The organism is Jeotgalicoccus meleagridis (genome assembly GCF_903994045.1).
Classification (GTDB): Bacteria; Bacillota; Bacilli; order Staphylococcales; family Salinicoccaceae; genus Jeotgalicoccus; species Jeotgalicoccus meleagridis.
This window is the reverse complement of record NZ_CAJEWD010000009.1, coordinates 60,243-83,700: the sequence shown is the minus strand read 5'-3', so window position 1 is coordinate 83,700 and position 23,458 is coordinate 60,243. Positions and strand designations below refer to the sequence as shown.

The 23,458-nt window shown below is 34.3% G+C and carries 22 protein-coding genes and 1 riboswitch; of the genes, 3 read left to right on the top strand and 19 right to left on the bottom strand.

All coding sequences use genetic code 11. From position 1 onward, the window contains the following. The 13 genes from JEOSCH030_RS10765 to JEOSCH030_RS10705 form a co-directional block, all read right to left on the bottom strand. A partial coding sequence (locus JEOSCH030_RS10765; RefSeq protein WP_235962285.1) for an adhesive domain-containing protein occupies nt 1-1,621 on the bottom strand: 1,621 nt, incomplete at its 3' end. A gap of 159 nt (nt 1,622-1,780) precedes the next feature. Continuing rightward, nucleotides 1,781-3,397 (bottom strand): poly(glycerol-phosphate) alpha-glucosyltransferase, encoded by a 1,617-nt coding sequence (locus JEOSCH030_RS10760; RefSeq protein WP_185126646.1) that lies wholly within the window; start codon nt 3,395-3,397, stop codon nt 1,781-1,783. Between the two features lie 36 nt (nt 3,398-3,433). Next, complete coding sequence (locus JEOSCH030_RS10755) at nt 3,434-5,506, bottom strand: YheC/YheD family protein (RefSeq protein ID WP_185126645.1); 2,073 nt, start codon at nt 5,504-5,506, stop codon at nt 3,434-3,436. A 125-nt stretch (nt 5,507-5,631) separates the two neighbouring features. After that, nucleotides 5,632-6,258, bottom strand: a complete 627-nt coding sequence (locus JEOSCH030_RS10750) for an LbetaH domain-containing protein (protein WP_185126644.1) — start codon at nt 6,256-6,258, stop codon at nt 5,632-5,634. 74 nt (nt 6,259-6,332) lie between these two features. Beyond that, nucleotides 6,333-7,574, bottom strand: coding sequence for a M20 family metallo-hydrolase (locus tag JEOSCH030_RS10745; protein ID WP_185126643.1), 1,242 nt, complete (start codon nt 7,572-7,574; stop codon nt 6,333-6,335). 10 nt (nt 7,575-7,584) lie between these two features. After that, on the bottom strand, nt 7,585-8,610 hold the full coding sequence (locus JEOSCH030_RS10740; RefSeq protein ID WP_185126642.1) for a lipoate--protein ligase: 1,026 nt from the start codon (nt 8,608-8,610) through the stop codon (nt 7,585-7,587). Nucleotides 8,611-8,693: 83 nt separating this feature from the next. Beyond that, nucleotides 8,694-9,425, bottom strand: a complete 732-nt coding sequence (locus JEOSCH030_RS10735) for a DUF429 domain-containing protein (protein ID WP_185126641.1) — start codon at nt 9,423-9,425, stop codon at nt 8,694-8,696. An 89-nt stretch (nt 9,426-9,514) separates the two neighbouring features. Then, entirely contained in the window at nt 9,515-11,047 is a 1,533-nt protein-coding gene (locus JEOSCH030_RS10730) for a Na+/H+ antiporter NhaC family protein (protein ID WP_185126650.1), read from the bottom strand. A 121-nt stretch (nt 11,048-11,168) separates the two neighbouring features. Further along, the gene (locus JEOSCH030_RS10725) at nt 11,169-11,828 is read right to left on the bottom strand and encodes a GOLPH3/VPS74 family protein (RefSeq protein WP_235962286.1); all 660 of its coding nucleotides are present in this window, start codon (nt 11,826-11,828) and stop codon (nt 11,169-11,171) included. A gap of 50 nt (nt 11,829-11,878) precedes the next feature. After that, complete coding sequence (locus tag JEOSCH030_RS10720) at nt 11,879-12,457, bottom strand: GNAT family N-acetyltransferase (protein ID WP_185126639.1); 579 nt, start codon at nt 12,455-12,457, stop codon at nt 11,879-11,881. Between the two features lie 15 nt (nt 12,458-12,472). Continuing rightward, entirely contained in the window at nt 12,473-13,315 is an 843-nt protein-coding gene (locus tag JEOSCH030_RS10715) for a patatin-like phospholipase family protein (protein ID WP_185126638.1), read from the bottom strand. A 63-nt stretch (nt 13,316-13,378) separates the two neighbouring features. Beyond that, nucleotides 13,379-13,588: a helix-turn-helix domain-containing protein gene (locus JEOSCH030_RS10710; protein ID WP_185126637.1), complete on the bottom strand. Its 210-nt coding sequence runs from the start codon at nt 13,586-13,588 to the stop codon at nt 13,379-13,381. Nucleotides 13,589-13,599: 11 nt separating this feature from the next. Further along, the gene (locus tag JEOSCH030_RS10705; RefSeq protein WP_185126636.1) at nt 13,600-14,238 is read right to left on the bottom strand and encodes a DUF2975 domain-containing protein; all 639 of its coding nucleotides are present in this window, start codon (nt 14,236-14,238) and stop codon (nt 13,600-13,602) included. Between the two features lie 156 nt (nt 14,239-14,394). Between JEOSCH030_RS10705 and JEOSCH030_RS10700 the strand changes: the two genes are divergently transcribed. Further along, nucleotides 14,395-14,631: a hypothetical protein gene (locus JEOSCH030_RS10700; RefSeq protein WP_185126635.1), complete on the top strand. Its 237-nt coding sequence runs from the start codon at nt 14,395-14,397 to the stop codon at nt 14,629-14,631. Nucleotides 14,632-14,665: 34 nt separating this feature from the next. On the opposite strand, the gene JEOSCH030_RS10695 is transcribed toward JEOSCH030_RS10700, so the two are convergent. From JEOSCH030_RS10695 to metK, 3 genes are all read right to left on the bottom strand, one after another. Further along, entirely contained in the window at nt 14,666-16,045 is a 1,380-nt protein-coding gene (locus JEOSCH030_RS10695) for an NAD-dependent succinate-semialdehyde dehydrogenase (RefSeq protein WP_185126634.1), read from the bottom strand. 74 nt (nt 16,046-16,119) lie between these two features. Then, nucleotides 16,120-17,028, bottom strand: coding sequence for a nuclease-related domain-containing protein (locus JEOSCH030_RS10690; protein WP_185126633.1), 909 nt, complete (start codon nt 17,026-17,028; stop codon nt 16,120-16,122). A 28-nt stretch (nt 17,029-17,056) separates the two neighbouring features. After that, nucleotides 17,057-18,241 carry a methionine adenosyltransferase gene (gene metK, locus JEOSCH030_RS10685; RefSeq protein ID WP_185126632.1) on the bottom strand — a complete coding sequence of 395 codons (1,185 nt, stop codon included), beginning with the start codon at nt 18,239-18,241 and terminating at the stop codon, nt 17,057-17,059. Between the two features lie 96 nt (nt 18,242-18,337). After that, a riboswitch (SAM riboswitch) is annotated at nt 18,338-18,440 on the bottom strand. 152 nt (nt 18,441-18,592) lie between these two features. On the opposite strand from metK, the gene pckA reads away from it, so the two are divergent. After that, nucleotides 18,593-20,167 carry a phosphoenolpyruvate carboxykinase (ATP) gene (pckA, locus tag JEOSCH030_RS10680; RefSeq protein ID WP_185126631.1) on the top strand — a complete coding sequence of 525 codons (1,575 nt, stop codon included), beginning with the start codon at nt 18,593-18,595 and terminating at the stop codon, nt 20,165-20,167. A 236-nt stretch (nt 20,168-20,403) separates the two neighbouring features. Here the strand turns inward: pckA and ytkD are convergent, their stop codons facing one another. Continuing rightward, nucleotides 20,404-20,862 (bottom strand): RNA deprotection pyrophosphohydrolase, encoded by a 459-nt coding sequence (gene ytkD, locus JEOSCH030_RS10675; protein WP_185126630.1) that lies wholly within the window; start codon nt 20,860-20,862, stop codon nt 20,404-20,406. A 72-nt stretch (nt 20,863-20,934) separates the two neighbouring features. Between ytkD and yidD the strand changes: the two genes are divergently transcribed. After that, nucleotides 20,935-21,168, top strand: a complete 234-nt coding sequence (yidD, locus tag JEOSCH030_RS10670; protein ID WP_185126629.1) for a membrane protein insertion efficiency factor YidD — start codon at nt 20,935-20,937, stop codon at nt 21,166-21,168. Nucleotides 21,169-21,194: 26 nt separating this feature from the next. Here the strand turns inward: yidD and menE are convergent, their stop codons facing one another. Then, the gene (gene menE, locus JEOSCH030_RS10665; RefSeq protein WP_185126628.1) at nt 21,195-22,571 is read right to left on the bottom strand and encodes an o-succinylbenzoate--CoA ligase; all 1,377 of its coding nucleotides are present in this window, start codon (nt 22,569-22,571) and stop codon (nt 21,195-21,197) included. 58 nt (nt 22,572-22,629) lie between these two features. After that, nucleotides 22,630-23,451 carry a 1,4-dihydroxy-2-naphthoyl-CoA synthase gene (gene menB, locus JEOSCH030_RS10660; protein ID WP_185126649.1) on the bottom strand — a complete coding sequence of 274 codons (822 nt, stop codon included), beginning with the start codon at nt 23,449-23,451 and terminating at the stop codon, nt 22,630-22,632. Between the last annotated feature and the right edge of the window lie 7 nt (nt 23,452-23,458).

Here is a 23,458-nt window from a genome sequence, read left to right as displayed (position 1 = left end):
CAGCATCGGCATCGGCGTCGGCATCAGCATCGGCGTCTGCATCAGCATCAGCGTCGGCATCGGCATCGGCGTCAGCGTCCGCATCGGCGTCTGCATCAGCGTCGGCATCGGCATCAGCGTCTGCGTCAGCATCGGCATCCGCGTCAGCATCGGCATCTGCGTCAGCGTCCGCATCGGCGTCTGCATCAGCGTCGGCATCGGCGTCAGCGTCTGCATCAGTATCATCGTCCTCTGGAACAATAATTTCATATGGATCACTTGTCATGCCTGATTCATTCACACCGACGACATATAAAGTTTCTCCTTCAGTTACTACTGTAGAATCCACATCTACAGTAAAATTACCTAGCTCATCGATAGTCGAAGTTCCTACAACATTACCTGTTTCATTTCTTACTTCAACAGTATCACCAGGCTCAAGCGCTTCCCCAGATACAACATAATTATCATATGTATTTCCTGAGATCATTGCATTGATTATTTCTGGAGCTTGTTGTTGAGCTGGAAATTGAATCTGTGATTGATTTGTACCATTTCCAATCAAGTTCACATCCACAAATGCTGTATTTACAACTGAACCATAAACTGGCACAGGCAGTTCTGGATTCTCTAAATCTACAGGATTATTTACAAGTAAATCAAGTTGTACTGAAGTATTCCCAAGTAGCTGAGCCCTTGCTAATTCTGAAGTTAGACCAGGTACATCTAAATTGTTAACAGTATTTGTAACTGTTCCGGCTAACTCCGTAACACCCGAAAGCACTCCATTAATAGTCTGATTTAATCCTCTAATAATCAGACCAACTCCAGGAATCCTCTCAGCTTCAGGAAGTATGGCTAGACTTACTCCATTCAGTGAAGCAATTAAATCATTCAAAGTTTGTATAACTACATCATTAACTGCGCTATCAAGATGATTTCCAAGACCATCCGTCATGTCAACTGTGATTGTACCATCAGCATTAATAATTACCGGAGCTGTTCCACTATGTTGTAATACTTCGGCTAATGCTTGGTCTAAATTATTCAGCGCATTAAGAGAGCCTTGTAAATCTTCAATCCCTCTGATAGTTATTAATTCATTAGGAATGATACTATTGTTTAACTCAACAACAAGTTGTAAAACAGCATCAACCGTAGTTGTTAGTGTTCCAGTAATACCACTTACTGTATTGTTTAAAATCGGTAAATCATCCATGTTTACTGCAGTTAAATCAACTGTATAATACGCCTCACCATTAGCCGTCATTTGACCAGCTAATTCTGGAATACTAAACGCTACTACACGATCAGTATTAATCAACTCTACATCTGCTAAGCCAGAACCTGATAAAGATAGGTTCAGATTGTAAGGCTGTCCTACTTCAGGTTCATTAATATAAGATTCGATATTTACATTCTCTAGTAAAGTAACATCCGCTAAACTCTGTGCATACGCTACATTCTCAATATTGATCTGACCACTAAAATAATCAATATAATTACCCAATGGTGCTACCACTAGGTTCGCCGCTACGACAGTCATTGCAACTTTTTTCAGAAGTGAATGATCAGATTTACGTTTCATAGCTCTTTTATAATCGTAATTCTTTGCCATTTTCTTCTTATCATTATTCGACAATAAAAAATCCTCCTTTAAAATTACGAATTTTCTGATTTGAATAAATAAAATAAGGAGATAACAATATTTCCAATTAGAAATTTCATTATCTCCAAACATTATAGCAGATATTTACAAATATATATCAAAATTCTTCAATTAATTACATAAAAATGATAATTAGTAATAGTCCACGAATTGAATGTACCCTGAAATATAATGCTGTACATCGTCTATTCTCACTCTGTATCCATGATGTTTAATAAAAAAGCTACCTAAAATGTTTCTCGGATTCTTAAAATACATTGCAATTTCTGGATAAAAATAACCACTTCTTTGAAAATCTGCTCTCTTCTCAATTACTTTTTTTAATTTTTCCTCATCAATATATTCTTTAATTAAGCCATCTAGATTCCTATCTTTCATCAAACCAATCATTCTATAACCCGCCATTAACATCTCAAGGAATGTTGGGAATGTAGTCTCTCTTTGATAAATAAAATCTAAACGTTTAGCAATATTTTTTAATCCAAATACAAAGTATTCTTCTTTAGGTTTTACTTTGGTTAGTTCGTACGTACAGTAACTTAACCAATGATCTGAATACTGCCAGTAGTCATTTTTAATAAAATGACTAAATAGAGTTTCAACACATTCTAACCATTTTGGATTTGGGTCTATTTGATATAGTCTCATTAAGCCAAATGCCGCTTCTCCATCATAGTAGATTATTCTGTTCTCTTCTTTTACTGTAAGATCTGGATAGTTTAATACGTGAACAGTCTCGCCATTTTCATCAATCATTCGATATGTTCCGTTGGCAACCTTTCTAGCTATTGCCATATATTCATCGCTCTCTGTAAGCTCCATGTACTTAGTTAACATAATCAAAAATACTCCATTTTGACCTAGCTTAATTTCATTAATATTATTTGTATCATCAAATAAATAAGCTGCTTCTTTTTCATTAGGGTCTATATAAATATAATTATTGATTAGGTAGTCAATTGATTTTTTTGCCTTCAATAAGCCTTCTTCATCTTTTAAAAACTCAAGTCCTTCTAATAATGAATAAGTGGAAGAGGTGTGTCTTAAAATATTGTAAAAAGCAATCTTTTTATCAAAGTGTGGGAATTTACCATATTCATACCTTCCGTTTTCATCGATTTGCTCTAGCAAATAGTTTGTTGCAGTTTTTATCAACTTAGAATATTCATCTTTTTCTTGATCTTTGTTAATTTCTCTAACTCCATGCATATAACCATCAGGTATTAAATTTATAATTTCATCATCAATTAAAAGGAAAGCATTGGTATAAAATTTAAAAATTTCTTTGTTTATATATTTTTTATGAAAATAGATTCCCCTATAATTTTTGTATTTTTTTAAGTATGTATTTATATTTTTCTCACATACAAAAAATACGTTATTCTTAGCATTAGGCAAAGGTCTAACAAATGCGTTCGCATTTATTTCTTCAGGTAAGAATGATAATGTGTGACTATTATCAAATGCGAGACCAAATTCTACGTAGTTTCTTCTAATCTTCGGTAGTTCTTCTAACACGTCACTAAATTTTACTTTCTCTTCTCTTTTAACTACATCAACTCTTATCCATTTAGTTTCATAACCATTATTAGAGAATTCTCTAATCTCATCCTGAATCTTGCTCTCAATATGTTTATTATTCTTTACTTTAAATACATGGGCTCTTCTATCTAAAAATCCTAAAGATATATATATCCATTTAGATTCATTAAATTGACTCTGTATCTCGTTTATTAATTGTAAATTCATGTTTAACCCTCGCTATTAATATGAATTATTTTATATCTATTTGTTTACTTCACTTAAATACTTCGCGTAACCGATTGCTTTCTTAGCCACATCAAATTCATAGTATTGAAATCCTGGTCTTCTCAAGTTCATTTCTAGTAAGTAAATTTGTCCATTTTCATCAATTGCAAAATCTATACCAACTTCACTGATCTCAGTCTGGAAAAGTTTTTCAAATTTCTTAGTAAAATCGAGTGAAATTTTCTTCATTTCTTTATTAATATTAGTGTATGATTCCTCTCCATAATTACGTTTGATAAACCCTTCCCATATTCCTACATATCCACCTGTTTTCATTGGTGTTATTTTTTCAAATTCAATACCTACTCTGGGTAAGATAACAACGAATTCCCACTTATTTCTATAGCCACGCATGAGATGCACTCTTATATCAAAAGGTTGATTATCCTTGGTTCGAGTATTTATGTATTTTTGAACTACATATGCCTTTTTACTAGTCAATTTTTCTATCCAGTTAATAAATTCTAACTTATCAAGTTGAAGTTCTTGTCCTTTATATTTAATAACATAGAATGAGTCAATAGATTCTATGTAGTACAGTCCATTACCAATTAACCCTACTTGAGGTTTTATAATTATTTTTTTATGTTCATTAATAAAATCAAGTGTTTCAGATGAACTTGTGTGATGTATATAAGGAATAATATGATTTTTCATTGAGCCGTCTTTTTGAAATTCATCATAAACTTTAATTTTATTTAAAGTGCTACCAAAGTTTTTATGCGTAAATGGAATATGATTTAGTTCTTCGTAAATTTCTTTATATTTTCTACGCCCTATCATTCTCACCCTGTCATAGATAACATCGATTTCATTTATATATGAGTACTGTTTTGTAATCCATTTATTGTTAGTAAAAGTCTTTCCATATATGACTTTACTTTTATAATCTATATCTTCGGGTGTAAAATAACAAAATTCTGCATCGTACATACTAGCTGCAGCAAAGCATGCTGTTTTTAACTTACTTAATCCCTTTGCTGGTGAAAACATAGCTATCACTGTTTTATTATTGTTGTAGTTAATTACTGAATGCTTTTTCTTACTTGCTAAATATTTTGCATACTTCATTGCAACTTGTTGAGCTTCAATTTCAAACATAGTACAGCCCGGAAATGAATTCACTTCAAACAACCATAGCTTACCGTTATTATCTATTCCTATATCTAGACCTAGTGCATCAATTTCAAAATCATATTTTTTATTGAAATATATTGGAAATTCTCTGCCTAGCTTATTCAAAGATGCTAATATTTTTTCCCAATCATCCTGAAAATTTTGCTTTAAAAAAGGAGTGATTTTAGAAATTGATCCACCTTGACTTAGATTGCTCTCAACGCTATTACTATTCCCAATACGAGGATATATTTTCACAATTTCCCATTTCCCAAACTCTCCACGTCTAACATGTATTCTGATATCAAAAGGTAATTTTGATTGAGTAGTTGATGAAATATACTTTTGTATAATATTTTTTTGCTTGACTAATTTTGATATATATTTATTAAAATTATCAATTTCATATTTCATCTTTTGATCTTTCGATATCACTATGTAGGTTTGTCCAACTTGTTCTATGTATAGAATTCCATTTCCTCTATTTCCACCAGTTGGTTTTACAATAATCTTTTTATATAGCCCCAGCATTTTATAAATATCTTGTTCACTTGTTAATGACTGATAGGGTATGACTAAATTTTTGTAATCATCATCTTTAATAAGATTGTTACTAACGTAATCTTTATTTCCAATTCTGTGCATGGTGAAAGGAATACTCTTCTCGAGTTCAGCATAGACAGATTTGTTTTCTTTTCTAGGTGGGGAATTATCAATTACGTCTGGATAATCTGATATTTGGCGTATCCACTCACCATTATCTAAAACTAAGCCATTTATTTTTTTGTTTTTTAAATCAATATCTTCAGGATTAAAAAACAAGAAATTACAGTTCAACATATTTGCAGATAAAGCTGCAGCTATAGCCATAGAATTAGGCTGTTTAAATTGTCGTAGCATACCTATAAGTGGTTTTCTTAAACTTTCCTTCAAATAAGTCACTCCCTTATACTTTTACATATTTATTCATTTATTAACTATGTGTATAATGTATCATATTATTTGAATATTACCTCTTTTTAATAGACTATATATAAAATAAAAAACTAGAGTATCCTCTAGTTTCCATAATGCTTATTTATAAAATCTTCTATATTTAAGAAAAAATCATCGTAATTTCTTTTTATTTTGTCGTGTGACCAATGCCACCACTCGATGTCTAATAGCTTTTTAATTTGATCATCCGTAAATCTTTTCTTGATGACTTTAGCTGGCACGCCTACTGCAATACCATAAGGTTCAACGTCCTTTGTCACAACTGCACCTGCTCCAATTACCGCTCCATGGCCAATTGTCACTTCTGGGGAGATGATTGCTCCGTGCCCTATCCATGTATCATGACCAATATGAGTCAGACGACTTTCACGATGTTCAAAAAATGCTTGGTCATCTTCCGTTCTAAAACCATACATGTTTGGGCGATAAGTAAAGTGATGTAAGGTTGGTCTATTATATGGATGATCTGTAGGACCAATTCTCACCATAGCTGCGATATTTGAAAACTTTCCTATTTTTGTATTTTGAACAAAACAAAATTGTCCTGTATATGAATAGTCATCAAAGCTACTATTCTCAATAAAGTTAAACATTCCTACTTCAGTATAAGCACCAAACTGACTATTTTTCACAGAAACATTTTCATGCATTAATACTTCTTCACCGAGCTTTTTATCTGAAATATTCATTCTGTCCTCCAAGACTTTTATGAACAGTATAACTTGTTGCCAAGCTCGGTTTGTTAAGGATAGGTTAATATTTGTTATTTACTCTTTGATAGTAGTGTTAAGCTCGTCTGTAGTAATACATTTACACCATTTTCTAATTCTTCATCTGAGGTATATTCATTAGGGTTATGGCTCACACCATCTTTACTCGGTACAAAAATCATCGCTGCAGGTGCAATTCTATTTATCATCTGTGCATCGTGTCCTGCACCTGAAGTCATTTTTTTCATCGATAAACCGAGCGCTTCTGCTGATGCTGAAATAGTGTCTCCAATTTCTTCATCAAAGATAACCGGATCAAAAATCGCAAATTCCCGAGCATTTACACCATATTTACCATCATCCTCAATTTCTTTTAATAGTGCTCTTACAAATTGTTGTGCATGATCAAATCCTGTCTGTTCAGGACTTCTCATATCTAGTGTAAAAGTGACTTTAGCAGGTATGATGGTTGCAGCGTTTGGTTGGAGCTTAATAGATCCAATAGTTGCGACTGTATCAAGCTCATTATCATTAATATAGTTAAATAAACTTGATGAGAAGTAAGAAAAAGCTTGCATCGGATCCTTTCTCATCTTGTTTGGTGTTGATCCTGCATGATTGGCTTGACCTGTAAAAGTAATCTCTCTTCTCGAATTACCTTGAAGATTATAGACCGCACCAATTTGTGTATTCTCTTTTTCTAAAATTGGTCCCTGCTCAATATGGAGTTCAATATACCATTCAGGTTTAATAAAACCTGGTAGATTTTCTCCCTTATAGCCTATTCTCTCTAGCTCATCTCCCATTCTTTTACCATCCATACCGACAGTATCTAACGCTTCTTCAATACTCAAATCTCCTGAATAGACTAAAGAGCCGAGCATACTCGGTGGGAAACGCACACCTTCTTCATTAGTAAAAGCAGCAACTGTAATCGGTCTTGATGGGGTCATACCTTCTTCTTTGATTGTTTGAACTACTTCTAGAGCCCCAACGACACCAAGTACTCCATCGTAAATACCTGCATCAATCACTGAGTCAATATGAGAGCCAAGCATCAAGGGTTTTTCATTTTTATTTTCTTCACTTTGGAAGGTACCAAACATATTACCGAACTGATCTAGTTCAAATTTTAAGTCTAAGTCTCCAAACCAAGCTTTTAACTGATCACGACCCTTTCTATCTTCATCACTTAAAGCTAAACGTGTTAACTCCTTGTTCTTATTTCTTCCTATCTGACTTAAAGTGTTTATTCTATCTATCAATCTTTTTTTATTAATTCTTAAATTTTTCATGTTAAGTCCCCTATCCCAAAATTAATTGGCTGATTTCACTTGCTGTAATATCTCCCAAATAATCTTTCAAATCAATACTTTCTAGTGCTTTGATTAAATCCGTTTCTTCTAATCTAACCCCTTTTAAAACCGCTTCAACTTTAGAGATATCCTTATTACCAAAAAAATCTCCATAGATTGTTGCATCTTCTATTCTTTCACTCACTACCTTAAGTTTAATATCAATTGTCCCAATTTTAAATCGGCCATCTTTAGAAAAAGTGTAGCTTGGAGATTTCCCAAAAGTCCATTCCCAATTGTCATATTTATCTTGCATCATTTGATCGATATTTGCCCAATCTTCATCTGTGAGTTCATATTTTTTTACATCGTCCATAGAATCTGCCTTAAACATTTTTAAGACTAAGAGCTCAGATAATTCATCACTCGTTAGATCCTTGTATTCATCACTTAAGAAATGACGCAAGGAGTGCACGCGGCTTCTTACTGATTTTATCCCTTTAGATTGCATTTTCTTTTGATTCGGTTTTATAGCATTCGTCATTTTTTCATGGTCTATATCTAAAAGTAATGAATAGCCCCCATATTGACGTCCATTTACAATGCTCATCGCAGCACCTGATATTTTTTTACCTTCAATCTGTAGATCATTTCTACCACTTAGTTCAACATTTTGTGCGCCAAGTTCTCTTAAAATATCAATTAAAGGTTGGTAGAGATCAGCAAAATTGACGTCCTTATTACTTTCTTCAACTTCTTTTAGAAAACAAAAATTAACACAGTTCTCATCTAAATATAAAGTACCGCCACCTGTGTCACGACGCACGATATTAATGTTATTTTCTTTTACATAAGGCAGATTAACTTCCTCTCTAGTATTTTGGTATCGTCCAACCTGTACTAAAGGCTTAGAGATATAAGGGAAGACGATATCTTCTCCTAAAAATATATTCTTTTGTGCATACACTTGAACTGCCATAGCGATTGCACCATCATAAATTTTTTGACCATTACGTTTCATCTCTATTAAATACATGTACTCTTCTCCTAATTCATATCAATTAAATTAATCCATTATTTAAGATAATTATCACACTTTCAGACAGAAAAATCCAAGTGCTAGACTTTTTCAGGAATCATAATATAACCATCAGTTAGATTGCCAAAGTGTAATTCTTTTGCCAATCCTTGATCAATTAAATACATTCCTAAAGTGCAAAGAATGGCGTCCATCTTATCTTCCATATGCTTATATGATTTCCAATTTAGTTTATCTTTTTCCAATTGAAAGCTGCTACTAAAGTTTGAAATGATTCCCTCTTGTTCTAAACCTCTTAGTTTGTCGCATAGTATATTCATCCGCTCTATTGTTTCTTCAAAGGTCATGCCTTTTTTTCTTTTATAATTAATCGGATAAATTTCAGGAAAGAGCCCTGCACAAATACCTGTCGGAAATGTTTCATAGATAATGGATTCACTCGAATTTAATCCAATTGTTAATTCAGGAAAAGCAGCTATTAAGCGCTCACATAACTCTTCTCCTCTAATCGTTTTAAACACATTATTTAAAAACTTACGATTGGAATTAAAAGCACGCACTCTATGTCCATTAATTTTCTGTGAGGATAAACTTCTTTCAGCCTCTCTTGAACCGGATTCATTATTCACAATAAGTGGTGCATCTATAGCAATTTTTATTTTATCAATTCTAAATTTTTCTATAATACTTACTATATCTTCATCGGTGTAAATTTTTGCATCTAAGAAAATAATTTCTCCACTTTCATCTATTAGACACACACCACTTTCGTTTTTATATGTCCAAGCTAAATCGATTCCTATATATCGCATAATATCTCTCCAAGTTAAATAAGATAATCGTCATATCTAACATACAATAAAAGCTCGGAAAAACTTATAAAAAGTTTTCCGAGCTTAATTTATTCAACTAGCTTTTCGCCTTTTGACTTAGACCATTTATTTAAACTAAATAAGATCAGTAGTAAAACGATTGCTGTTGTTATGATGCCGAGTATAGAATTTTCCGTGAATCCTGTTACTAAGAAACCACAGGCCGCAGCTAAAGCAATCATTAAGGCGTAAGGCAGTTGTGTTCTAATATGTTCCATATGGTCTGCTGCTGCACCGGTCGACGCCATAATGCTCGTATCTGATATCGGTGAACAATGATCTCCAAATAAGCCACCTGAAATAGAGGCACCAATTGCTAGAGCAAGGTTCATATCCATTTCATTCGCCATTGGAATAGCGATTGGAATCATAATTGAGAACACGCCCCATGAGCTTCCCGTTGCAAATGAAATCAAAGCACCAAGTATAAAGATGATTACAGGCATTAAGTAAGCTGGTATAAAGTTACCTGCATAGTGAGCAATAACTTCGCCAAGCCCCATATCTGTTGCAATTGTACCAATTGACCATGCCATTACTAAAATAACAGGGACAATCATCACTTGCATGAAACCATCAACCCAATCGTTTAGCAGTTTCTGTAAGGGCATCTTATATCTCAAAGTGGCATATAAGATTGCACCTAAGGTCCCAATGAAGAATCCTGTAGTAATTGCAAAGATTACATCTGCATTTAAGAAGGCACCGACTAGACCATTTGTAGCTATCTCCCCTGTCCAAAAAATAACAGAAAAGATACCGACGAACAGTAACAGTAAAGGTATGATAAAACTCATAATATCTGAATCGATCGTATCTTCTGTAGAAGATGATGCTTCATCAATCATTAATTTATCGTGTTCACCATACAATTGACCTGTTTCAATTGCACGTTTTTCAGCTTTGTACATTGGACCAAAATCTAAGTTCATATTAATAATGAATAAGACACCTACTATGGCAAATAAACCGTAGAGATTAAATGGAATCATTTGAATAAATAAAGACCAAGGATTGTCAGTTAGAGCGAGTGCAGTCAACTGAGTCCCAATAATTCCAGTAATGAAAGGACCATAGACACTGATTGGTGACATGGCAGCAAGCGGACTACCTAAAGAATCGGTAATATAGGCAAGCTTTACACGAGAAATCTTTAAACGATCCGTGACTGGACGCGTAATTGTACCAAGAATCAAAACCGGTTCAGTATAAGAAAATAAGAAGGCTGACCCAAAAACAAAGTTTTGACCTTTCTTACGCGTATTAATTTTCTTTGTGGTAAACTCAGCAAAAGCTTGCCCTGCGCCAGTTTTTCTAAGTATATTTATGAATCCTCCTGTAAACACAACCAATAAAATCAGGGCAGCATTCCAAGAGTCAGCAATGGACGGTACCATCACTTCATTGATGGTGTGTGTAAATCCTTGTACAGGGTTCCAATGATTGATCACTGTCGCCCCGAACCAGACACCTAAAAATAAGGCAATAACAGTTTGTTTGGTTAAAATTGCAATGATTATTGCCAAAAGAGGTGGCAATAAAGATAAGAATCCGTATTCCATCGTCCCATCCTCTCTGTATTTATATTCATTAATCATACACTTAAAATATATAATTTCAACCAAGATTTTAAATCTTCATAAAAAAGCACTAAATTCTAAATATTAGAATTTAGTGCTTATCTTAATTATTAATGACTGTCGTTGAAATTGTCGCCATATCTTCAGATTCAACATTAGAAATTGCTTTAGAAATGAGTTTAGCAAGCTCGTTTTCCTTTTCAATTTCTTTAATAAATTGCTTTGCTTCTTTTTTATTTTCTTTACCGAACACTTCGTTAATTAAGCTACTTGCTTTGATTAAAGATAGGAGAATTTCTACTTCTCCGTCTCTTTCTTTACCATTTAAGACAACATCATTAACTTGTTTTCTAATTTCTACTTCCGCACGTTCATCAAGTGTTGGGTAAACTGTGCGACTAAATATTAGGAAATTTGTTTTCTCTTCTTCTTTTAAAATTCCTTTTTCAACTAAGGATAAATAAAGTGGATCAATCAAGCGTTCTTTTTTGCTAGAAAAATATCTAATCCAGTGCTCAACTTTCTTAGCTTTTGCTTCCTTTATTTCTTCAATAATAGTATTAAAAAAAGAAATGTCAGTTAAGCTATCATCTTTGACAATTACTTTTTTCTTTTCAATCGCTAACTTACCTTTATATAGCAGTTCAGCTATAGCAGCTCCACTAAGTCCATATTGAACAGAACTTGTTACTTTAGCTGTACCTTTCTCATCATCAGTTGCTAAAAGAGTTAAGGCTTCGGCAATGGTAAATATAACAATCACCTCCAAAGGATACTTACTTATACCCTTTTCGCTCTCTCAATAACTTAATTTTATAAAGTTTTAATATAGCACATACACTTATATTTTCTATCAATGTCTTCAAATTGTTCAATATTGTCACCTGTGTAATGTGCAAACATATACATCGGTATAAGTGTATCGTCTTCTGGTTCTACATTGTGAGACATATCTTCATCTGTTAAGTAGAGATGATAATATTCATCTTCTAAAGTGTAATCATTTCTTTCAAACCAACTAGCTGAGTTACCTTGGTCCCTAGTCCATGCTTCTAGGTAATCTAAGCCTGCTTTACCAGCCAACTCGTCTGCTTCTTCCATAAGTTTTTGTCCAACACCACGATTTTGATAGTCAGGATGAACAGCCAAATGCCAAATCATACCACCCTTTTGTGATTCTATAGAACAAATTTTCTCATCATCAGTATCGAATTCTATATCAATTAAACCGATAACTTCCTTATTTTCAACTGCTACTAATTCTATAGATGGATGGTCATATTTTTCTTTTTCTCTATGTACATCATCATAATATGGTGTATCTAAAAAGGATAAAACTCTACATCTCACCCAACTCTGTTCATCTTGGTACTGATAATTTCTAATTTCCATAACTTACACCTCTGTTTAAGTAAAATTTACTATACTATCAAACTTGTCTTTAGCATCTTCATAACCTAAATTATATAGTCTTTCTAATTTCTTACGATTTCTAGTTGTTCTACCAACACCAGTATCTTCACTAGGTGCGATAACAAGTACATTCCCTTTTTTCTCTTCTTCAAAAACATAATCCAAGCGTTCATTATAATGTTTATATCTCACTTGAATTTGTTCATCGACCAAAGGATAGTCTCTATACTTAACTACCTTACTTGTACGACTCGGTTTTTTATAATAACCTCTCGGTCTAGTTAAAACAACTATATTTTTACTATTACCATCTTCTTGAGCTTTAACTAAAGGAATCGAATCAGTAATACCGCCATCTAACATATTACGTCCATTCACATTGACTGGATCTGCAAAAAATGGAATGGAACTCGATGCTCTTAAAATAGCCGCTAGCGTATCTTTATTATAGTCTTCTTTATAAAAATATGTCGGTTGACCACTGATACAATCGGTAGTGACTATAACAAACTCTGCTGGATTTTTTAAGATTCTATCTATATCTAAAGGAATGATATGATTAGGGATTTCATCAAAGATAAAGTCCATTCCAAATAATTCTCCCTTTAAAAGAAGATTTTTATAGGATATATACCTTTTATCTTTAATAAAATCAATATTTACTCGCTTATTTCTACCACTTTGCTCAGATAAAAAAGATGAGGCCATGCAGGCACCTGCAGAAACACCAATGACATAAGGGAAACTGATGTCATGTTCTTGGAAATACTCCAAGACTCCGGCAGTATATATACCTCTAAGGCCTCCACCTTCTAAAACCAAACCTGCATTAATCATCTAGACGACTCCTTGACTTATTACTTTATTTACAAGTTATCATAAGTCCTCACTACAAGTCATTTAATCAAGATTTTCTTCATACTCTAAAATATCAGCTGGTTGACAATCCAATGCTTTACAGATTGCATCTAAGGTTGAAAATCGAATTGCTTTAGCTTTTCCTGTCTTTAAGTTAGATAAGTTAACGTTAGATATTCCTACCTTCTCAGCTAATTCTCCAAGTGCCATTTTTCTATCGGCAAGTACACGATCTAATCGTACTACAATCATTTTCTTCCCTCCTAGACGGTTGCATCATATTCATCCTGGAGGAAAGAACCGTATTGCATAGTCTTAGCAATTATCCAGATTAGAATGCCCGCAAATATAGTCATAAAATTAATTTCAATCGTACTTTCTAGTGAAAACTGCTCAACGATTTCTTGTGACAGCATAGCACTATTTAATGTGTTAGAAACAAATGTTGTAGAAATAAAAGTCATAATTGAATCCATGACAGACACTAAAATAATAAAGTAGGCGATATACTCAATATATTTACTATTTTTCAAGTTGAGTATTTCTCCATTTTTCAAGTTCTTCAACCATCTGCTTAAATAAATAGCAATCATTAAAAAAGGGACTAAAGATAAGGTTGCAAGAAAGGCCATAATAACTAATAAAGTTTTGTCTATTTGTACTGAGTTAATCAATTCCTCGGTGACGATTAAAGAAATACCTTCACTTTCAATCGTTAAATCTGACGCGCTCCCCTTGATCAGATCAACAAGTGTATCAACAGGTATGACTAAGACAGCAAAACTTGCAATCAGCATACCAATTAAACCAAGTGCGAGTAAGATAATTGCGGCAAATGATAAAACGTACATAAAGGTAACTAACGCTTTAAATCGTTTGTGAGTGACAGCTTGACCATTCATAAATAACTCCTCCTTTGTTTTCTGTATTTTAACTATAAAATAATTTTTAATGCAAGTCAACAATTATTTAATGATAATCATTAAATAATTAACTAATTTCGTAAAATAAAAAGTATTGATTGCTAAATAGTTCAATACTTGAGAAAATAAAGTTAGATGTTAGAATACGCTTTCAAAGGAGTAAGTATGTTAAATATTTTAAAGAATAATAAAGCGCGTTTAATATATATGTACCTTTTTGTACTGATTATCCTTGTACTTGTTCAAGTCTTCTTTTTAGACTCTATTGACTGGTTAAGTACTATATTTATGCCGGCTGTTGTTGCCTTTTTAGCTTTAGGTTTTTTACCTAATCCTGGTAAAGGTAAAGAAAATAACAATCAGAGAAAATAAAAAAGGAGGGTCACTTGACCCTCCTTCATCATTTTTATAGATTTATTGAAGTCACTTTTGTTTCTGTGTATGGTTCTAATCCCTCAGGTGCCCCTTCACGTCCGACACCACTTTCTTTCAATCCACCAAAAGGTATATTTGCAGCACTTGGTGCGCCGTTGTTCCAACCGAGAACGCCGAAATCTAGATTTTCTGTTAAGTACACACCAGTTGCATAATCTTTAGTGAAATAATAAGCAGCTAGACCAAATTCTGTCCCGTTGGCTTTATCAATAGCCTCATCAAGATTTTTGTAGCTTTGGATTGGTGCAAGTGGTCCAAAAGTTTCTTCAGTCATACATAACATGTCATCACTGATATTAGATAAGACGGTCGGTTCAATAAAGTACCCTTCGTCTTTACTTCCTTTACCACCTGTTTCAACTACTGCACCCTTGTCAATGGCATCTTCAAGTTGATTCATGACTTTATCGTATCCTGCTTCATCAATTAATGGACCGATTTTTACACCTTCATCCATGCCGTTACCAACTTTTAGTTCTTTAACTGCTGAGGTGAGTTTCTCAGTATATTCATCTAAAACATCTTCATGAACATAAATTCTATTGGCACATACACAAGTTTGCCCTGCGTTTCTAAATTTAGAGGCGATCGTACCTTCTACTGCCTGCTCGATATCAGCGTCTGAATGGACAATTAATGGAGCATGACCTCCTAGTTCCATAGTCACATTCTTCACTGTCACTGACGCATCACTCATAAGTGATTTACCTACTTTTGTAGACCCAGTGAATGTTAATTTCATAATCTTATCTGATTGTGTAAATACTTTACCAGCAGTACTACCAGATGCGTTGACATACTGGATGACACCTTCATCAAAACCAGCATCCAATGCTAAATCGATAAATTTCATTGCTGACAATGGTGTTGCACTTGCAGGTTTAACAATAAATGTATTACCAGCAGCAACTGCTGGAGCTGCTTTTCTAGCCATCATCGCAACTGGGAAGTTCCACGGTGTAATGGCAGCAACGAGCCCAATTGGATGACGTGTCACAACGATACGGTTATTATCTTTGTCTGATGGTACTGTTCTACCATATATACGTTTGGCTTCTTCAGCATAATATTTAATATAGCTGTTGGCATATTCTACTTCACCTAAAGCTTCAGCGTAAGGTTTACCACCTTCTAAGGTGACGAGTTTTGCAATTTCTTCTTTGTTTTCATCGATTTTATCTGCCCATTTAAATAATAATTCAGCACGTTTATGGGCGTTCACTTTTTTAAATTCTAAAAACTTTTCGTGACCTCTCTTAACTTTTCTTTCGATTTCTTCAACAGAGTCTTTTTTAACTCTATCAATTTCCTGTCGAGTAGCGGGGTTAATTACTTTCAATTCTTCTGACATTATCTTCCCTCCATATTAAAAGTCGTCCTATAATCAATTATAGGACGACTTTTTTGATATTACAAAATATCGAGTTATAAACTTTGATCTAAAATTGCATTAGCAATTTCATCTAAATCTTTAACTGTATATTGGAAACGACCATGGAAGACATATTTTAAGAAGAATGCTTCTAAATCTTCCTGACCTACTATCACGCGAATTGATGGATCTTCTGAATAGTTTGTTATAGAGTAATTTCCATTATCTTTCGGATTGAAGTAGATAATCGGAACGATATCATACTGTAACTTCAACTTGTTTTTAAGTTTTTCTGCTGTAATCTTAGTTTCATCAATAATTGAATTATAATGGTTCACTGAAACATTTTGATTATCTGCTTTTTCAAATATGAGCGTCTGTTCTTGTTTCTTATCTAAGGATAAGAGGTCAAAGAACGATTCAACATATGGTACTGTTTCAAACTGATCCTCATTAATACCGTGAAGAATGTGACCGCTCCAATATTTAGAATCAATAAGATAAATACCTGTACGTGTCAGTACTAAGTGATCAATTTTACGTGTGTTTGTATAATTTCTAGAAGGTAAATAAACGTTAGATAGGATAATCATATCCGTTTCACGAATTTTTTCCTCATTAACTAGCTTTTCTTTGAGTTGAATTAGAGCTAAATCTGTTAAATATTCACCTTTGTCTACAGAGAACTGATGTAAGCTAGAAAGTTTATTATCGAGTAAAGTTGTATCGTTATAGTACTTCTCATTTAAGTTTGATAGTTCTTTTTTATGACTTAAACGCTCTTCCTCTTGTTCACTTTCATACTTATCGACTAAAGTTTGTCTTTCCTTATCTTTAGCTTCTTCTACTTGTTTTACTTGGTTACGGTTTTTAAAGTAATAGACTATAAACCAAATGGCAATAATAATTAATAAAGCCGCAACCGCAATAAAAATAGGATTTGTAAATATTTCAGTATTCATATTATTCCTCTCTTCTCACAGTTGTAAATTAACTATTTCTTAAAAGATCTTTTAAAGCATCAACCTTATCTAAACGTTCCCAAGGTAAGTCCACATCCGTACGACCGAAGTGTCCATAACTCGCAGTTTGTTTATAAATAGGTCTTCTTAAGTTTAACATATCAATAATTCCATCTGGAGATAAATCGAATAATTCTCTGATGACAGATACAATTTTTGCTTCATCGTATTTACCTGTATTAAAGGTATCTACTGCAATTGACACTGGCTGAGAAACTCCAATTGCATAAGCTAACTGAATCTCACATTTATCTGCTACACCACTCGCAACAATATTTTTAGCAATGTATCTTGCTGCATAGGCTGCAGAACGGTCTACTTTTGTAGGATCCTTCCCAGAAAAGGCACCGCCACCGTGACGTGCATAACCACCGTAAGTATCCACGATAATTTTCCGGCCAGTTAAGCCTGCATCTCCTTGAGGACCTCCAATAACAAAGCGTCCTGTTGGATTGATAAAGTATTTTGTTTCATCATCTAATAAATTTCCAGGTACTACTTCTTTAATGACGTGTTCCAATAAATCATCGTAAATATCAGAAGCAGGAATGTTTTCGTGGTGCTGTGTAGAAATAACGATTGTATCAACACGTAACGGTTTTCCATCTTCATCATATTCCACTGTCACTTGAGACTTGCCGTCTGGTCTTAAGTAGGAAATTGTTTTATCTTTTCTTACTTCTGTTAGACGACGAGAGATTTTATGTGCTAAGGCAATTGGTAGAGGCATAAACTCTTTGGTTTCATTTGTAGCAAAACCAAACATTAATCCTTGGTCCCCTGCTCCTGTTGATACACCTTGAGACTCCCTAGTTTCAAAGGCATTATTAACACCAACAGCAATGTCCTCAGATTGTTCATCAATTCCAGTTAAAACGGACATCGTTTTGAAATCATAACCATATTTGGCGTCTACATAGCCGATTTCCTTTACAGTTTCACGGACAATTTTTGGAATATCAACGTATGTTTCAGTGCTAATCTCACCGACAATTAGAGCAAGTCCAGTGTTAACAACTGTCTCACATGCCACACGTGCATATGGATCTCCTGAAAGTAACTCATCTAAAATAGCATCAGAAATTTGATCTGCAATCTTATCAGGATGACCCTCAGTTACCGACTCAGATGTAAAAAGCTTTCGTTCTGTCATTAAAAATTTCTCCTTTATAGCTAATTAGCTATCTCCTAAAGCAAAAAATAAAGCCTTAATCTCCATAAAAACATAGAGAAAAAGGCTCGCCCTTTTCCCTTATCGCTCAGAATTTCTCTGCATTCTTTAGCACCTTTCTTGAAAAGGAGGTTGCTCTGGCTTCATAGGGTTTGATCCCTCCACCACCTCTGGATAAGAGATAACTTACATATATAGTACATGATTCATAGGTCCAAATCAACATTTAGCTGAATATATGTTTTACTACTTATAGTGTTAAGAGAAAAAGTAATGTGTTATACTAATTTCTAAATAATGCGTTTTATATTCAAATAACTTTGGAGGCGAATCATGGTTAATCACAAAAACTTAATTGAAGGTCTTGTAAATAAATCTTCTACGCACATACAATTGTCGAATAGCGAACTAGTAGAAGCATCTTTACGTAGAGGCGAAGCGACATTAACAAATACAGGAGCACTACGTGCACAAACTGGTGAATATACAGGTCGTAGTCCTAAAGATCGTTTCATCGTTGAAGACAGTGTGTCAAAAGATAAGGTAGATTGGGGAGAAGTTAACCAACCTATCTCTGAAGAAGTATTTAACAATTTATTCGAAAAAGTAACTACATATTTAAACGACAAAGAAGAACTATTCGTCTTTAATGGTTATGCGGGTGCAGATCCACATACACAACTTAAACTGCAAGTGGTTAATGAGTTCAGTTGGCATAACATGTTTGCGAAAACAATGTTTATCCGCCCTGAAACAAAAGAAGAAGCTCTAGCAATTGACCCTGAATTTACAATTGTTTCAGCACCAACATTCAAAGCAGATCCTGAAGTTGATGGAACAAAATCAGAAGTCTTTGTCTTAGTCTCATTAGAGAAAAAAATCATCTTAATTGGTGGAACTGAATACGGTGGGGAAATGAAGAAATCTATTTTCTCTATCATGAACTTCTTACTACCAGAACAAGGTGTACTCAGCATGCACTGTAGTGCTAACGTTGGAGAAAATAAAGATGTAGCACTCTTCTTTGGTTTATCTGGTACAGGTAAAACAACACTTTCAGCAGATCCAGAACGTGATTTAATTGGTGACGATGAGCACGGTTGGAATGAAGATGGTGTGTTCAATATTGAAGGTGGTTGTTATGCTAAAACAATCAACTTATCTAAAGAAAAAGAACCTGAAATTTTCCAAGCAATTAAATTCGGTTCTGTTTTAGAAAACGTTGTAATCAATGAAGATGGTAATCCTGATTATGATGACGATAGCTTAACTGAAAATACACGTGCTGCTTACCCTATTGATCATATCGATAATGCACGTATCCCTTCAGTAGCAGGTCATCCTAAGACAATTATCTTCTTAACAGCAGATGCTTTTGGTGTCTTACCTCCAATCGCAAAATTAAACAAAGACCAAGCAATGTACCACTTCTTAAGTGGATTTACATCTAAGCTTGCAGGTACTGAACGCGGTGTGACTTCACCTCAACCAGTATTCTCAACTTGTTTCGGTTCACCATTCTTACCATTACATGCGACAGTATACGCAAACATGCTTGGTGATTTAATCGATCAACACGGGGTAAATGTCTACCTAGTTAACACTGGTTGGACTGGTGGCGAATACGGTGTTGGTAAACGTATGGATCTAAAACACACTCGTTCTATGGTGAGACGCGCAATTAGCGGAGAATTAGAACTAGGTGAATTCGTTAAAGATGAAGTCTTTGGCTTATCAATTCCGACAGCTGTAACTGGTGTCCCAGAAGAAATTTTAGCACCTGCTAATACTTGGGAATCAAAAGAAGCATATAATGAAAAAGCACAATCACTGAAAGATAAATTTGTTGAGAACTTCAAGAAATTCGGTGAAGAATCAGCAGAAATCGCTGAAAAAGGCGGATTTTAATAGTTATAACTTGAAATAAGAAAGGCTAGGACATAAGTCCTAAGCCTTTAAATAAAAAATGACCTGGAAAACTAAGATACAGTTTTCCAGGTTCTTTTTTCCATACAACACCATTTTTGGCATATCCAATGGAATTTTCAGCTCATATTTTCCATTCAACATCACTTTTAGCATATCCAATGGAATTTTATCGTTTTTCGATCTAGAGCTTGAGCTTATATCTCAAACTCTCTTATTTACTGACATCCATTTTCTCTAACTTCTTCATATAAATGAACAATACACTCATCTTTTAATAATTCACTTTTATCTTTGTCATCTATCTCTTCAATATTATTTACTAGTTTAGGTCCTGAGGTTTCTTTATAATCCTGTAGTTGATCTAACCTATCAAGGTTACAGCAAAATACTGCTTTTGAGAACGGCTCATCTTTATCATGAACAGTGTAAGTGCCGACAAAATGTAAATTAGCCACTAAGCCACCTGTTTCTTCGTATAACTCTCTCTGAGCTGCTTCGACTAAAGCTTCCCCCGCTTCAACTTTACCGCCTGGAAATTCTAACCCTCTTTTTTTATGATTGGTCAACAAAAACTGTCCCTGAAATTTAGGTATTATGAGAACGTGTTGTGTATTATCAACATAACCATTTTCTAAAGTCACTTTTCTTCCCATGAAGTCAGTAAATGTCTTCATAATAATCCCTCCCCTTGCACTCTTAGTCTTATCGGATTACAATTAGTCTATCTTGACTTAAAAGGTGATTGCATGAAAAAATTATTAATTAAAGCGGTCCAATTCTATCAAAAAAATATATCTCCAATGTCACCGCCAACCTGCCGTTTTTATCCAACGTGTTCAAATTATGCTCTAGATGCAATTGAAGAACATGGTGCCATTAAAGGATCATATTTAGCAAGTCGACGCATTTTAAAATGTCATCCTTTTCATGAAGGTGGATTCGATCCTGTACCTGTAAACAAAAAGAAGCATAGACATTAAGACATATTATCTTTCCATACCTGTTATTAGAGATTTAAAAACATATTCCTATTAATTGTTCTAGATATTTTACCAGTAGATGTTGTTTTTATTTCATCAATGACATAGATTTCTCTAGGAATCTTGTATTTTGCTAAGTGTTTATACAGGTGATTGAGTAAAGTTGTCTGGTCAATATCATCTTCTAGTAATAAAATAGGCACATAACCCCATTCATCATCTTCTTTTTTAATTACAACGCAGCGGTTAACACCATCCAATTGATAGACGACATCTTCAATCTCTTTAGGATAAATATTCTCACCACCACTAATGATTAAATCATTCCGTCTATCTAAGACATAGATATAACCATCTTCATCAATTTGAATAATATCACCGGTATTGAAAAAACCACCCTTTAGTTCAATATCTGCATTAAGATAAGATTGAACTACACTATCCCCACTTAGTAACATTTCATCCGTCGTTTCATCAATTGTGATTTCTGTCATCGTGTCATGAATATTTCCTACTGCTCCAGAAAAAATTTTAGGATCATCATATGATAGCTGGACAATTTGTGAGCAAGTTTCCGTCATGCCAAATGAGTTATAGACCGGAAGTCCTTTATCCTTGGCTTTTTGTAAAAGTTTAGGTGTCGTATTCGCACCACCCATAAGCAAAGCTTGAAGGAAATGTGTACCTTCTTCTTTTACTAGGCGGTTTAGCATAACCGGTACCATGGATGTGTGTGTCACTTTTTCATGCTCAAGTGTTTGCCAAGCTAAGTCTGTCTTAAATTTATTCATGATGACCATAGTAGACATTGAAATCACACTTCTAAATAAAATAGATAATCCTGAAATATGGAAAATTGGATTCACCATCATCCATACGCTATCTTCTTTGTAATTTAAAAACTTCTGACAGTTGATATGGGAAGCATAATGATTACTATATGTTTGCCCAACAGCTTTTGCACGTCCTGTTGTTCCTGAGGTAAACATAATTGATAAAATATCGTTAGCTGCTGGATCATTCAGCATAAAGGTTTCAGCTGGCAGATCATAAATTTCTTCAAAACTTAAAACTTTAAATTCAGGAATATCTAAGTGAATTGTTGACAGAACTGTAGAAACTGAGACTTCTTCTAATTGTAATTTCAATTCATGAACAGTGAGCCTGGTATTTAGCATCACCATTTCTGTTCCTGACAACATTAAAGCATGAATTAATATTGAAGCGTCTAAGGAGTTATCAATATATAAACCAACTCTTTTTACTTTTAATGCTTGAAGGTGAGTTGCGAGCTCATGTGCTTTCATATAAAGTTGACGATAATTTAAGCTTTCGTCCTGAAATTTCAGTGCAATATTTTCTGGTTGTTCTATTGCTGCATTCTCCAACCATTTATAATTCATTTTTTAATCACCTCAAAAACACCCATCAAAGACGGGTGTTGTGTTATTACTATAAAGTTTATGGGAATTTAGGAAACTGATCGAAGTCCGGATCACGTTTTTCTTTAAAGGCATCGCGTCCTTCTTTCGCTTCATCAGTTGTGTAGTATAACAGCGTTGCATCTCCAGCAAATTGTTGTAAGCCAGCTAAACCATCTGTATCTGCGTTCATGGCTGCTTTTAAGAAACGAAGTGCTGTTGGAGAATGTTTCATAATATCCTGACACCATTCAACAGTTTCATCTTCTAGGCGTTCTAGAGGAACGACAGTGTTTACAAGTCCCATATCTAATGCTTCTTGTGCGTCATATTGACGGCATAAGTACCAGATTTCACGAGCCTTTTTGTGTCCAACAATACGTGCTAAATAGCCAGAACCATATCCAGCATCAAAGGAGCCTACTTTAGGACCAGTCTGTCCGAATCTTGCATTATCTGCAGCAATAGTGAGGTCACATACAACTTGAAGTACGTTTCCTCCACCGATTGACCAACCTGCAACCATTGCAATAACTGGCTTAGGAATGATGCGAATTAAGCGCTGTAAGTCGAGTACGTTTAAGCGAGGTACTTCGTCAGTACCAACGTAACCGCCGTGTCCACGTTTCTTCTGATCTCCACCAGAACAGAAAGCTTTGTCCCCTTCACCAGTAAGGATGATTACAGAAATTCTTTGATCATCACGTGCACGAGTAAATGCATCAATCATTTGTGCAACAGTATCTGGTGTAAAAGCGTTATGTACTTCAGGTCGGTTAATTGTTACTTTCCCGATACCCTCATAATATTCATATTTAATTTCACTATATTCTTTAATTGTTTCCCAAACTCTAGTCATAATATTTCCT